This is a genomic window from Pseudomonas frederiksbergensis (genome assembly GCF_900105495.1).
GTDB classification, from domain to species: domain Bacteria; phylum Pseudomonadota; class Gammaproteobacteria; order Pseudomonadales; family Pseudomonadaceae; genus Aquipseudomonas; species Aquipseudomonas frederiksbergensis.
In genome coordinates this window covers 2,254,992-2,267,459 of the sequence record NZ_FNTF01000002.1, presented here as the reverse complement: position 1 = coordinate 2,267,459, position 12,468 = coordinate 2,254,992, and the positions used below count along the sequence as shown (strand labels likewise).

Here is a 12,468-nt window from a genome sequence, read left to right as displayed (position 1 = left end):
CTACGCAGCGCAACGGGAGCAAGCTCCCTCGCCACAAAAGTAATCAAATCACCATCAGTGTTCACTTTCGACCCGCGCGCCAGCGATCCAGCCCAATCAACACAAGCGCAATCACCACAAATCCCACCAATACCCCCCCGGCATTCACAAACACCTGTGGATAACCCAGCTTCTCGACATCAATGAACGGATAGGGATAAACCGCCAGCAGATGCCCGCGCCACAACGAATATGCGAAGTACACCACTGGATAGATCGCCCACGCAGCGATATGCCGCAGTCGCAACGCGCCTTTCGGCACACAGCACCACCAATACGCCAGAAACAGCAGGGGCATGACGTCATGCATCAGCTCATCGGCCAGCCATTGCCAGCCTTGTGGATGCCATAAATGGCGCAACAACACGTTGTAGGCCAGGCCGACCACGGCGATGCTCACGGCAATGCCGCTACTCACCCACGGCTGCAAAAACCAGCGGCGCGCCGCCGACTCGCGGGACGTCAGTTCACAGGTCAGCACGGTCGCCACCAGCGTATTGGTCAGCACCGTGAAATAGCTGAAGAAGCTGACCAGCCCGCCGAGCAGGCTGGCCTCCAGCGTCCAGCGTGAGTAGAAAATCAGGTACAGCTGAATGCCCAGTCCCGCCCAGCCAAGCACCGCCGCCACTGCAACAAAACGACGCCTCGCGGCGGCCCCCGGCGTCGAGAGGCTAACCATGCTCAGACCGGGCGCTTGGTGCGCATCAACTTCACGTACAAGCGTTCGACCTTTTCCCGCGCCCACGGGGTTTTGCGCAGGAAAGTCAGGCTCGACTTGATGCTCGGATCACTTTTGAAGCAGCGGATATCGATGCGTTCGGCCAGCCCCGACCACTCATAGTGTTCAACCAGCGCGTTGAGGATTTGTTCCAGGGTCACGCCGTGCAGCGGGTTGTTGTTCTGTTCGGTCATGCCGGGCCTTCGAGCGGTGAAAGAATGGGAAGCCGCGCACCTTAGCCGAGGGTGTGGTCGGGTGGAAGCGCTCTGTGTGTTCCTCCATTAAATGTAGGTGACCTGCAAAAGAACGCACCCGGACCTGTAGGAGCAAGCGGTGCGCACTGTTACCAAATCCGAAACGCTCCATGTCAGTAAAAGCGCTTTCTCTATTTGTAACAGGACATTATCCTTGCGCCCGTCAAGCTGAAACGCTTCCGTTGCCCGCGACATACTGCCGCTTCAGTTCACTTCCCAGAAAAAGACCCAGAATTACTTCCCCTATGCCTTATCTTCAAACTCCGCGAGACAGCGCTGTCTGCCCCCCTATTGCCCAGCGAAAGGCCCTGAACCTGATCGGCGGATTCACCGCGTTGGGCCTCGCCACTTGCACCCAGGCCGCTCCGGCTTTCGACAGTGAGTCGCCGTGGATGCTCGGCGACTGGAACGGCACGCGCACCGAACTTTCGGAAAAAGGCTACGACTTCAAAGTCGATTACACCGGCGAAATGGGCAGCAATCTGCACGGCGGTTACGACCACGACCGTACCGCTCGCTACAGCGACCAGTTCGGCTTTGGCACTCATCTGGACTTGCAGAAAATTCTGGGCTGGGACGACGCCGAATTTCAGCTGACCATCACCGAGCGCAACGGCAACAACATCAGCAACGACCGGATCAATGATCCGCGCGTGGGCGGGTTCACCTCGGCTCAGGAAGTCTGGGGCCGTGGGCAAACCTGGCGCCTGACGCAGATGTGGTATCAGCAGAAATTCTTCGATCAGAAGCTCGACATCAAAGTCGGCCGTTTCGGCGAAGGCGAAGATTTCAACAGCTTCCCCTGCGACTTCCAGAACCTGGCGTTCTGCGGCTCCCAGGTCGGTAACTGGGTGGGCGACATCTGGTACAACTGGCCGGTCAGCCAATGGGCGATGCGGGTCAAATATCACCTGACGCCCGAGCTGTACGCGCAAGTCGGCGCCTACGAGCAAAACCCGTCGAACCTTGATCGCGCCAATGGTTTCAAGCTCAGCGGCAGCGGCACCCAGGGTGCCATCCTGCCGGTGGAACTGGTCTGGTCGCCGAAGCTCAACGGCCTGCCGGGTGAATACCGTGCCGGCTATTACTACAGCAATGCCAATGCCACCGACGCTTACAAGGACAGCAACGGTCAGCCGGCTGCCCTGAGTGGCGAGGCTTACCGCAGCGCATCGAGCAAGCATGGCGTGTGGCTGGGCGTGCAGCAACAGCTGACCAGCCGCGCCAGCGACCACTCTCGGGGCCTGAGCGTGTTTGCCAACGGCACGATGCACGACAAGAAGACCAACGCCATCGACAACTATGTCCAGGCGGGCGTCGTCTACAAAGGCTTGTTCGATGCACGCGCCAGGGACGACATCGGTTTCGCCCTGGCTCGCGTCCACGTCAACCCGGCCTATCGCAAGAACGCCGAGGCGACCAATCAGGCCCGCGCCGTGTTCGACTACAACGACCCGTCCTTCCTGCCACCGCAGGACACCGAATACAGCGCCGAACTCTATTACGGCGTGCACGTCACGAACTGGCTGACCGTGCGCCCGAACCTGCAATACATCCGCCACCCCGGTGGCGTTGACCAGGTCGATGACGCGCTGATTGGCGGGATCAAGATCCAGTCGTCGTTCTAATTAAAACCACAAGACCTGTGGGAGCTGGCTTGCCTGCGATGACGGTGTGTCAGCCGACACTTTTGCCAACTGACACACCGTCATCGCAGGCAAGCCAGCTCCCACAGGGATTGAATCAACCGCACACCTTTCTTAACTGAACCCTGCCCGCGCCGGATCGTCATCTACAGTGAACTGGCGCGGGACTACTTAAAACGTCACGGAGAACCACACTATGAGCACTGATGGTGCTTTGAGTCGAAGCCGTCTGCTGCCGAGCCTGCTCGGTATCCTGCTTCTGCTAATGGGCCTGGCCATGCTGGCCGGGGGGATCAAGCTGAGCATGCTCGGCGGCTCGCTGTATTACCTGCTGGCCGGTATCGGCCTGGCATTGACCGGCGTTCTGCTGCTTGCCGACCGTTATGCCGCGCTGAGCCTGTACGCGGTGGTGTTGTTCGCCAGTACCGTCTGGGCACTGTGGGAAGTCGGCCTCGACTGGTGGCAACTGGTGCCACGCCTGGCGCTGCTCTTCGCCCTCGGTATCGTCATGCTGCTGCCATGGTTTCGTCGTCCATTGCGTATCGGCGAATTCAACCCGGTCGGCACTGGCGTACTGAGCGCTGCCGTGGTCATTGCCGGTATCGCCGCGCTGGCCAGCCTGTTCACCAACCCGGGTGAAATCAAAGGCCAACTGGATCGCGACAGCGTGCCGGGCATGAGCAACACCGCCCCGGCCATGCCGGACGGTGACTGGAATTCCTACGGCCGTAGCGCCCATGGCGATCGTTACTCGCCACTGAGCCAGATCACCCCGCAGAACGTGAACAAGCTCGTTCCGGCCTGGACCTTCCGCACCGGCGACCTGCCAGGGCCGAACGATCCGGGCGAAACCACCGCCGAAAACACCCCGCTCAAAGCCAACGGCATGCTCTACGTCTGCACGCCGCACAGCCAGGTGATCGCGCTGGACCCGGACACCGGCAAGGAAATCTGGCGTTTCGACCCGAAGCTCTCCACGCAAAACGCGGCGAACTTCAAGGGTTGGGCGCACATGACCTGCCGTGGCGTGACCTATCACGATGACGCCGCCTACGCATCCGAGCAGAGCCCTACCGGCACTGCCAACGCGCCAGTCGCCAGTGTTTGCCCGCGCCGGATCTTCCTGCCGACCGCCGACACCCGCCTGATCGCCCTGAACGCCGACACCGGCAAAATGTGCGAAGACTTCGGCAACGGTGGTCAGGTTGACCTGACGACCAACATCGGTGAATTCACCGCCGGCGGTTACTACTCCACCTCTCCACCAGCGGTCACCAAAGACCTGGTGGTGATTGGCGGCCACGTCACCGACAACGTTTCCATCGACGAGCCAAGCGGCGTGATCCGCGCGTTCGACGTGCACACCGGCAAACTGGTGTGGAACTGGGACAGCGGCAACCCGGACGACACCACGCCGATTGCCGAAGGCAAGGTCTACACCCGCAACTCGCCGAACATGTGGTCGATTTTCAGCGTCGACGAAAAACTCGGCATGATCTACCTGCCGATGGGCAACCAGACCCCGGATCAGTTCGGTGGCGCACGCACCCCTGAATCGGAACTGCACGCCGCCGGCCTGACCGCCCTCGACATCGCCACCGGTAAAGTGCGCTGGCACTTCCAGTTCACCCACCACGACCTGTGGGACATGGACGTCGGCGGCCAGCCAACCCTGATGGACCTGAAAACCGCTGACGGCGTCAAGCCAGCGGTACTCGCGTCCACCAAGCAAGGCAGCATCTACGTGCTGGACCGCAGCAATGGTCAGCCGATCGTGCCGATCAAGGAAATCCCGGTGCCGCAAGGCGCAGTGGAAGGCGACCACACTTCGCCGACCCAACCGATGTCCGACCTCAACTTCGTGCCGCCGACCCTCAAGGAGCGCGACATGTGGGGCGTGACCCCGTTCGATCAGATGCTGTGCCGGATCGACTTCAAATCCCTGCGCTACGACGGCATGTTCACCCCGCCATCGCTGCAAGGCTCGATCGTTTATCCCGGTAACTTCGGCGTGTTCGACTGGGGCGGCATCTCGGTTGACCCGGTGCGTCAGATTGCTTTCGTGAACCCGAGCTACATGGCGTTCAAATCGAAACTGATCCCGGCCGCCGAAATAGCCAAACAAGGCCCTCGCGTCAGCGAAACCGAAGGCGTACAGCCCAACAAAGGCGCGCCTTACGGCGTGATCCTCGAAGCCCTGCTCTCGCCAATGGGCCTGCCGTGCCAGGCACCGGCCTGGGGTTACGTGGCTGCGGTCGACTTGACCACCAACAAAACCATCTGGATGCACAAGAACGGCACCGTGCGCGACAGCTCACCGGTTCCGATCCCGCTGAGCATGGGCGTGCCTAGCCTGGGCGGGGCCTTCACCACAGCCAGTGGCGTGGCCTTCCTGAGCGGCACCCTCGACCAGTACCTGCGCGCCTACGACGTGAAAAACGGTAACCAGTTGTGGGAAGGCCGCCTGCCAGCCGGCGCACAAACCACGCCGATGACCTACACCGGCAAGGACGGCAAGCAATACGTGCTCGTTGTTGCGGGTGGTCATGGGTCGCTGGGCACCAAGCAAGGTGATTATGTGATTGCGTACAAACTGTCCGAGTAAGTTTTAGCGGCGGTTAAAGGAAAGGCGCCTCCCGTTTGGGGAGGCGCCTTTTTTGCGAGTGACTACTCAAATCGGCTCGGTGTGCGTTCACTCAGGGTTGGTAGCCGAATACCTTGGGCAAGAATCTCTCAGCCATTTCATCACCCGCAATAACCAATCGACCATTGTCCTGAATATCCAACCCCGAGACGCCGCTCCCGCCTGGGCCTATGACCCACCCCTTGTCCGTGAATGTTTTATCAAAGCTCCCATCCTCAAGCACTCGCCCGAGTATCAATGCCTGTGAAATACCGCGCAGGCCCGCCGTTCCGGCCATGACGATGGCTTTATTTTGTTGCAGAGCGCCCGCCGCCCAATCGGTTTGCTGTTCGGCATCAACCAAAGCGGGTTCGCCTTTATTGAACGAACCATCCGGTTGACCGTTTTCAGTGAATCTCATCACCAAAGCACTCCAATGGGGTAAGGAACCCTCTTTCTGATACGACCCCATTACCAGAATTCCCTGATCAACAGCATCAGCCTGCAACAACACTTTCGATGCTTTGTAATAGCCAGGGAGAGGCCCATACACGATAGATCCATATTCACCGAAATTCAGATCAGGCCAGCCATCAGCGTCGTAGCGATTCAAGAGAATACGATCTTCTCCTGAAGACAGAGTGACATAGCCGCCTGCAATGAGTTTTCCGCTCTTCAAGCGTGCAATGCTGTTAATGACCGTGTTCAAACCTCGGTATTGAACGGGATGCGTTCTGATCAACTCTCCCGTCACATCATTGACTGTCAGCAGTAATGTGGTGCCAGTGCCGATTCCTCCAGCAATGTCCACGTAGGGAAATGTCATTAAAAGTTCTCCGGGGGCCCCTGACACAACATCAACCTCCCCCAGAAAAATGCTGTATTCCGCACCGGGGCGCCCCTTGAAAACAACTTTGCCGTCCACCCCGAATTGATGATCAGGGCTACCCTTGTCGTCCAATCGGGCAAGAGCCGGCAAACCTTTCGAAAGGTTCAGTTGGAACCGTACTCCCGCCAACAATATCTTCCCGTCAGGCTGAATCAGGATGTGGTTAACCCGGGTATCAAATCCTGCTTCGAACTCAACCAGCACACTACCGTTCATGCCGAACGAGCGATCAACCGTGCCATGTTGATCCAGTCGAAACACTTCGCATGCCCTATTGGCCCAGACCGCGACGATCAAGCGATCCTGCTGATCTTTCGCCACAGCTCGACACTGCCCTTGTAATCCGGGAAAGCCGACGATGCCTCCTGATCCGAAGGAGGGGTCCAGATTTCCTGTGTTCAATGCGGATACCAACTCAAAATTGCTGCTCATCTTTCCTCCCTGACGCAAGCGATATGCAGCACGGCATATCCTGCGGCGCGCGATAGTTTTGTGATGAGTGCCTGAAACCTCTCACCTGACTACTGAACCATGCTCTTCACCTGCTGGGACCTGACAGAAATAACAGCGTTTGAATCCTTAAAAGCCAAATTGATGTCTTTGTATACCAAGCAGCCCCAATCGTCCGCTGCGTAATTACAGCTGGCGCAGCGAATCAGAAATATCCCGAGCCATTGAAACCACCCCCCACCTGCCCCATCTAACACCCATACCCAATTGCGCAGGTGCCCCATGACCGACCAGCAAGAATTCCCCGAAGACCCGAGCGACTACGCCGACCCAGAGAATGCCGAACACCACTCCACCGGCAAAGGCCTCGCCCTGCCAGGCCAGAACCTGCCGGACAAGGTCTACATCATCCCGATCCACAACCGCCCGTTCTTCCCGGCCCAAGTGCTGCCGGTCATCGTCAATGAAGAACCGTGGGCGGAAACGCTGGATCTGGTGAGCAAATCCGATCACCACTGCCTGGCCCTGTTCTACATGGACACGCCCCAGGAAGACCCGCGCCATTTCGACACCTCGGCCCTGCCGCTCTACGGCACGCTGGTCAAGGTGCATCACGCCAGTCGCGAAAACGGCAAACTGCAATTCGTCGCCCAGGGCCTGACCCGCGTCCGCCTCAAGACCTGGCTCAAGCACCATCGCCCGCCGTACCTGGTGGAAGTCGAATACCCGCACCAGCCCACCGAGCCGACCGACGAGGTCAAGGCCTACGGCATGGCGCTGATCAACGCGATCAAGGAACTGCTGCCGCTCAACCCGCTGTACAGCGAAGAGCTGAAGAACTACCTCAACCGCTTCAGCCCCAACGATCCGTCGCCGTTGACCGACTTCGCCGCCGCACTGACCTCGGCCACCGGCAGCGAGCTGCAAGAAGTGCTCGACTGTGTGCCGATGCTCAAGCGCATGGAAAAAGTCCTGCCGATGTTGCGCAAGGAAGTCGAAGTCGCGCGCCTGCAAAAAGAAATCTCCGCCGAAGTGAATCGCAAGATCGGCGAGCACCAGCGCGAGTTCTTCCTCAAGGAACAGCTCAAGGTCATCCAGCAAGAACTGGGCCTGACCAAGGACGATCGCAGCGCTGACATCGAGCAGTTCGAACAGCGGCTGACCGGCAAGGTTCTGCCGCCTCAGGCGCAAAAACGCGTCGAAGAGGAAATGAACAAACTGTCGATCCTCGAAACCGGTTCGCCGGAGTATGCGGTGACCCGCAACTACCTCGACTGGGCGACCTCGGTGCCGTGGGGCGTGTACGGCGAGGACAAACTCGACCTCAAGCACGCCCGCAAGGTGTTGGACAAACACCATGCCGGCCTCGACGACATCAAGGACCGCATCCTCGAGTTCCTCGCCGTCGGCGCCTACAAAGGCGAGATCAGCGGCTCCATCGTGCTGCTGGTCGGCCCGCCGGGCGTGGGTAAAACCAGTGTCGGCAAATCCATCGCCGAATCCCTCGGTCGGCCGTTCTACCGCTTCAGCGTCGGCGGCATGCGCGACGAAGCCGAGATCAAGGGCCACCGCCGCACCTATATCGGCGCGCAACCGGGCAAACTCGTCCATGCGTTGAAAGATGTCGAAGTGATGAACCCGGTGATCATGCTCGACGAGATCGACAAGATGGGCCAGAGCTTCCAGGGCGACCCGGCCTCGGCGCTGCTGGAAACCCTCGACCCGGAACAGAACGTCGAATTCCTCGACCACTACCTGGACTTGCGTCTGGACCTGTCGAAAGTGCTGTTCATCTGCACCGCCAACACCCTGGACTCGATCCCCGGCCCGTTGCTGGACCGGATGGAAGTGATTCGCCTGTCGGGTTACATCACCGAAGAAAAAATCGCCATCGCCAAGCGTCACTTGTGGCCCAAGCAACTGGAGAAGGCCGGTGTGTCCAAAGGCAGTCTGTCGATCAGCGACAGCGCGTTGAAGGCGTTGATCGATGGCTACGCCCGCGAAGCCGGCGTGCGGCAGTTGGAAAAACAACTGGGCAAACTGGTGCGCAAAGCCGTGGTGAAACTGATCGACGAGCCCAAAGCGGTGATCAAGCTCGGGCCCAAAGACCTGGAAGCCTCACTCGGTCATCCGGTGTTCCGTAATGAACAAGTGCTGTCGGGGACTGGTGTGATCACGGGCCTGGCCTGGACCAGCATGGGCGGCGCAACCTTGCCGATCGAAGCCACGCGGATTCACACCTTGAACCGCGGCTTCAAACTCACCGGGCAATTGGGCGAAGTGATGAAAGAGTCGGCGGAAATCGCCTACAGCTACGTCAGCTCCAATCTCAAGTCGTTCGGCGGTGATCCGAAGTTCTTCGACGAAGCCTTCGTTCACCTGCACGTCCCGGAAGGCGCCACCCCGAAAGACGGCCCGAGTGCCGGCGTGACCATGGCCAGCGCCCTGCTTTCGCTCGCCCGAAACCAGCCACCGAAAAAAGGCATCGCCATGACTGGCGAACTGACGCTGACCGGGCATGTGCTGCCGATTGGCGGCGTGCGTGAAAAGGTGATTGCGGCGCGGCGGCAGAAAATATTCGAGTTGATCCTGCCCGAGCCTAACCGCGGCAGCTTTGAGGAATTGCCGGATTATCTAAAGGAAGGGATTACCGTGCACTTTGCCAAGCGCTTTGCGGATGTGGCGAAAATTCTGTTCTGACAGAACTGTAGCGCCTGTACCGACGCCTTCGCGGGCAAGCCCGCTCCCACAGGTTTGGGGTGGGCACAAATGTGTGACCACACTCGATCCCTGTGGGAGCGGGCTTGCCCGCGAAGGCGTCGGCACTTACAACACATCTCCTTCTGTGCCGTCACACTTTGTCTCATCTTCAGTTATGCTCGCCGTTCGTCGTGAATGCCGGAGCCACTGACCTTATGTCCCCCACCCGCCTGTTTGTCCCCCTCGCCCTCTCTTTGCTGGCCGCCTGCGCCACGCAACCGAAACAGAACGTGACCGTGGAAAAACAAAGCGAATGCCCAGTGCAATTGCACAACGGGCAAAACCTGATCCTGACCCTGCCAAGCAACCCGACCACGGGTTATCGCTGGACGATCCAGGATTCGGCCGGTGGCGTATTGCGCGCGCTCAGCCCCGAGGTCTACAGCAATCCGCAAGACGCGGGGATCGTCGGCAGCGCCGGCCTCTCCACCTGGCGCTTCCAGTCCTTCGCCGCGGGCACTGGCCGTTTGCGCCTGATTTACTCACAGCCATGGGAACCGGAAGTACCGGCAGTGGAAACCTTCGACTGCGCGATCTCGGTTAACTGATCGTGGGCTGGCTGATTCTGGCGCTGATGGGCGCGGTGACGTTCCTCTACGGCGTCAGTGTGCATGCAGCGTTGCTCTGCCTGCTGGTCAAGCCGCTGCCGGTATTGGCGCTGCTCGGTTGGTTGCATGACGCACCGCCCAGCGAATATCGGCGCTGGATCAGCCTTGGATTGATTTTCTCTCTGGTTGGCGATGTGTTGCTGGCATGGCCCGGGGACTTGTTTGTGTTCGGACTCGGCGCGTTTTTGGTCGCGCACCTGGCGTACCTGAAGGCCTACTTGAGTGATTGCCGGCGACTGGCGCTATTGCCACTGATCATCGCGTTGGGCGTCGGCGCGGTGTTGTTGGGGATTCTGATTTCCAATGACCTGGGGCCGCTGCTGATCCCGGTGATCGTCTACGGTCTGGCCATCAGCGCCATGCTCTGGCGCGCCCTGGCCCGACTCGGCACCGATGTGCCCAAGCGCTCGGCGTTGCTGGCGGCCGCAGGTGCGGTGGCGTTTGTGTTTTCGGACAGCGTGATTGGCATTAATCGGTTTGTGATGCCATTCCATGCCGCGCCTTACGTCATCATCCTCAGCTATTGGTTGGGGCAATGGGGGATTGCGGCGTCGGCCTTTTCTCAATCCGCTCACCGCCCCCAATAGATCGTTCCCACGCTCTGCGTGGGAATGCCGCCCGGGACGCTCCGCGTCCCTGCGCAAGCGTGACGCAGAGCGTCACAGGATGCATTCCCACGCGGAGCGTGGGAACGATCAGTGCGTAACCCCGTCAATTTGGCTAAAATGCCGGCCTTTTCCACCTACACCGCTGGAACCGCCGTGAGCAAAGAACCCGATCGCCTTTTCGCCCAGCCTCTGGCCCAGGTGCCTGACTTCGCCTTTAACGAGGACGTGGTGCGGGTGTTCCCGGACATGATCAAGCGCTCGGTGCCAGGTTATCCGACCATCGTTGAAAACCTGGGCGTACTTGCCGCGCAATTCGCCCAGCCCAACAGCGTGCTTTACGACCTCGGTTCGTCCCTCGGCGCGGTGACCCAGGCTCTGCGCCGTCACGTGCGCACCGACGGTTGCCGCGTCATCGCTGTGGATAACTCGGCGGCGATGGTCGAACGCTGCCGCGAATACCTCAACGGTCAGGACTCGATGTTCCAGGAGTTGCTGCCGGTGGAAGTGATCGAAGGCGACATCCTGGCCCTCGAATTCCAGCCAGCCTCGGTGGTGGCGCTGAACTTCACCCTGCAATTCATCGCCCCGGAGCAGCGCACCGCGTTGCTTTCGCGCATCCGCCAATCGCTGCTGCCCGGTGGTGCGTTGATCCTCTCGGAGAAGCTGCGCTTCAACGACCCCGAAGAACATGCGCTGCTCACCGACCTGCACGTCGCGTTCAAACGCGCCAATGGCTACAGCGAACTCGAGATTGCCCAGAAGCGCAGCGCCATCGAAAACGTCATGAAGCCCGACAGCCTCGAAGAACACCGCGAGCGCTTGCTGGCCGCCGGGTTCTCGAAAGTCGTGCCGTGGTTCCAGTGTCTTAACTTTGCCTCGTTGATTGCCTTGCCATGATTGATCTCTCCCCCTCGCCCGCCGTCTGGCCGGTACTCCGCTGGCCGACTGGGCGAACACCCTGCAGGCGCAACTCGACAAGAAAATGGAAAAAGGTCACGGCGATCTGGAGCGCTGGCAGAGTGCGCTGGACGCCTTGCCGAAGATTCAGCCGAAGGTCGTCGATTTACTGAATGGCCTGACGCTGGACACCGATTGCGATGACGAAACCCGCGTTCAGATGCGCACCGCACTGATGGGTTTATCGCCGTGGCGCAAAGGGCCGTTCGATCTGTTTGGCGTGCACGTCGATACCGAATGGCGGTCGGACTGGAAGTGGTCGCGTGTTGCACCGCATCTGGATCTGAAGGGTAAACGCATCCTCGATGTCGGCTGCGGCAACGGCTATTACATGTGGCGCATGCTCGGTGCCGGGGCCGACAGTGTGATTGGTGTCGACCCGAACTGGCTGTTTTTCTGTCAGTTCCAGGCGGTACAGCGCTACCTGTCCGAACCCAACGCCTGGCACCTGCCGTTCCCGTTCGAAGACCTGCCGCCGAACATGGAAGGCTTCGACACGGTGTTCTCCATGGGGGTGTTCTATCACCGTCGTTCACCGATCGAGCATTTGCTGGCGCTGAAGGATTGCTTGGTCAAGGGCGGCGAACTGGTGCTGGAAACGCTGGTGATTGAAGGCGATCAGCAACAGGTGCTGGTACCGGAAGACCGTTATGCACAGATGCGTAACGTGTGGTTCCTGCCATCAGTGCCCGCGCTGGAACTGTGGCTGCGCCGCGCCGGGTTCACGGATGTTCGCTGTGTGGACGTGAGCGTGACGACGGTCGAGGAACAGCGCGGGACGGAGTGGATGAAGTATCAGTCGCTGAGCGATTTCCTTGACCCGCAAGATCACAGCAAGACGATTGAAGGGCTGCCAGCGCCGATGCGCGCCGTCATCGTCGCCCGCAAATAAATCCCCTTCCAATGATCGTTCCCA

The 12,468-nt window shown here is 59.7% G+C and carries 9 protein-coding genes and 1 pseudogene; 7 read left to right on the top strand and 3 right to left on the bottom strand.

Annotated elements, in window-relative coordinates:
* Positions 1 to 61: 61 nt before the first annotated feature.
* Positions 62 to 718, bottom strand: a complete 657-nt coding sequence (locus tag BLW70_RS10700) for a Pr6Pr family membrane protein (RefSeq protein WP_074873985.1) — start codon at positions 716 to 718, stop codon at positions 62 to 64.
* 2 nt (positions 719 to 720) lie between these two features.
* Positions 721 to 951 carry a VF530 family protein gene (locus BLW70_RS10695; RefSeq protein WP_007944895.1) on the bottom strand — a complete coding sequence of 77 codons (231 nt, stop codon included), beginning with the start codon at positions 949 to 951 and terminating at the stop codon, positions 721 to 723.
* A gap of 305 nt (positions 952 to 1,256) precedes the next feature.
* On the opposite strand from BLW70_RS10695, the gene BLW70_RS10690 reads away from it, so the two are divergent.
* Positions 1,257 to 2,639 carry a carbohydrate porin gene (locus BLW70_RS10690; protein ID WP_074873984.1) on the top strand — a complete coding sequence of 461 codons (1,383 nt, stop codon included), beginning with the start codon at positions 1,257 to 1,259 and terminating at the stop codon, positions 2,637 to 2,639.
* A 214-nt stretch (positions 2,640 to 2,853) separates the two neighbouring features.
* The gene (locus BLW70_RS10685; protein WP_074873983.1) at positions 2,854 to 5,262 is read left to right on the top strand and encodes a glucose/quinate/shikimate family membrane-bound PQQ-dependent dehydrogenase; all 2,409 of its coding nucleotides are present in this window, start codon (positions 2,854 to 2,856) and stop codon (positions 5,260 to 5,262) included.
* A 91-nt stretch (positions 5,263 to 5,353) separates the two neighbouring features.
* Here BLW70_RS10685 and BLW70_RS10680 read toward each other — a convergent pair whose 3' ends face one another.
* Positions 5,354 to 6,601, bottom strand: coding sequence for an NHL repeat-containing protein (locus BLW70_RS10680; RefSeq protein WP_074873982.1), 1,248 nt, complete (start codon positions 6,599 to 6,601; stop codon positions 5,354 to 5,356).
* Between the two features lie 300 nt (positions 6,602 to 6,901).
* Here BLW70_RS10680 and lon point away from each other — a divergent pair, with 300 nt between their 5' ends.
* From lon to cmoB, 5 genes and pseudogenes are all read left to right on the top strand, one after another.
* A complete protein-coding gene (gene lon / locus BLW70_RS10670; protein WP_074873980.1) occupies positions 6,902 to 9,319 on the top strand; it encodes an endopeptidase La in 2,418 nt (805 codons plus the stop codon).
* 215 nt (positions 9,320 to 9,534) lie between these two features.
* Positions 9,535 to 9,927 (top strand): protease inhibitor I42 family protein, encoded by a 393-nt coding sequence (locus tag BLW70_RS10665; protein ID WP_074873979.1) that lies wholly within the window; start codon positions 9,535 to 9,537, stop codon positions 9,925 to 9,927.
* A 2-nt stretch (positions 9,928 to 9,929) separates the two neighbouring features.
* Positions 9,930 to 10,574: a lysoplasmalogenase gene (locus BLW70_RS10660; RefSeq protein ID WP_074873978.1), complete on the top strand. Its 645-nt coding sequence runs from the start codon at positions 9,930 to 9,932 to the stop codon at positions 10,572 to 10,574.
* 138 nt (positions 10,575 to 10,712) lie between these two features.
* Positions 10,713 to 11,492, top strand: coding sequence for a carboxy-S-adenosyl-L-methionine synthase CmoA (gene cmoA / locus BLW70_RS10655; RefSeq protein WP_174553779.1), 780 nt, complete (start codon positions 10,713 to 10,715; stop codon positions 11,490 to 11,492).
* Positions 11,489 to 12,444, top strand: a pseudogene (cmoB, locus tag BLW70_RS10650) (tRNA 5-methoxyuridine(34)/uridine 5-oxyacetic acid(34) synthase CmoB). The gene cmoA and the pseudogene cmoB overlap by 4 nt, the downstream one beginning before the upstream one ends.
* Positions 12,445 to 12,468: the final 24 nt, after the last annotated feature.

Excerpts from the sequence above, each read along its gene's own strand:
- BLW70_RS10700 (WP_074873985.1), bottom strand. The coding sequence starts at position 718 with ATGGTTAGCCTCTCGACGCCGGGGGCCGCCGCGAGGCGTCGTTTTGTT.
- BLW70_RS10695 (WP_007944895.1), bottom strand. The coding sequence starts at position 951 with ATGACCGAACAGAACAACAACCCGCTGCACGGCGTGACCCTGGAACAA.
- BLW70_RS10690 (WP_074873984.1), top strand. The coding sequence starts at position 1,257 with ATGCCTTATCTTCAAACTCCGCGAGACAGCGCTGTCTGCCCCCCTATT.
- BLW70_RS10685 (WP_074873983.1), top strand. The coding sequence starts at position 2,854 with ATGAGCACTGATGGTGCTTTGAGTCGAAGCCGTCTGCTGCCGAGCCTG.
- BLW70_RS10680 (WP_074873982.1), bottom strand. The coding sequence starts at position 6,601 with ATGAGCAGCAATTTTGAGTTGGTATCCGCATTGAACACAGGAAATCTG.
- lon (WP_074873980.1), top strand. The coding sequence starts at position 6,902 with ATGACCGACCAGCAAGAATTCCCCGAAGACCCGAGCGACTACGCCGAC.
- BLW70_RS10665 (WP_074873979.1), top strand. The coding sequence starts at position 9,535 with ATGTCCCCCACCCGCCTGTTTGTCCCCCTCGCCCTCTCTTTGCTGGCC.
- cmoA (WP_174553779.1), top strand. The coding sequence starts at position 10,713 with ATGCCGGCCTTTTCCACCTACACCGCTGGAACCGCCGTGAGCAAAGAA.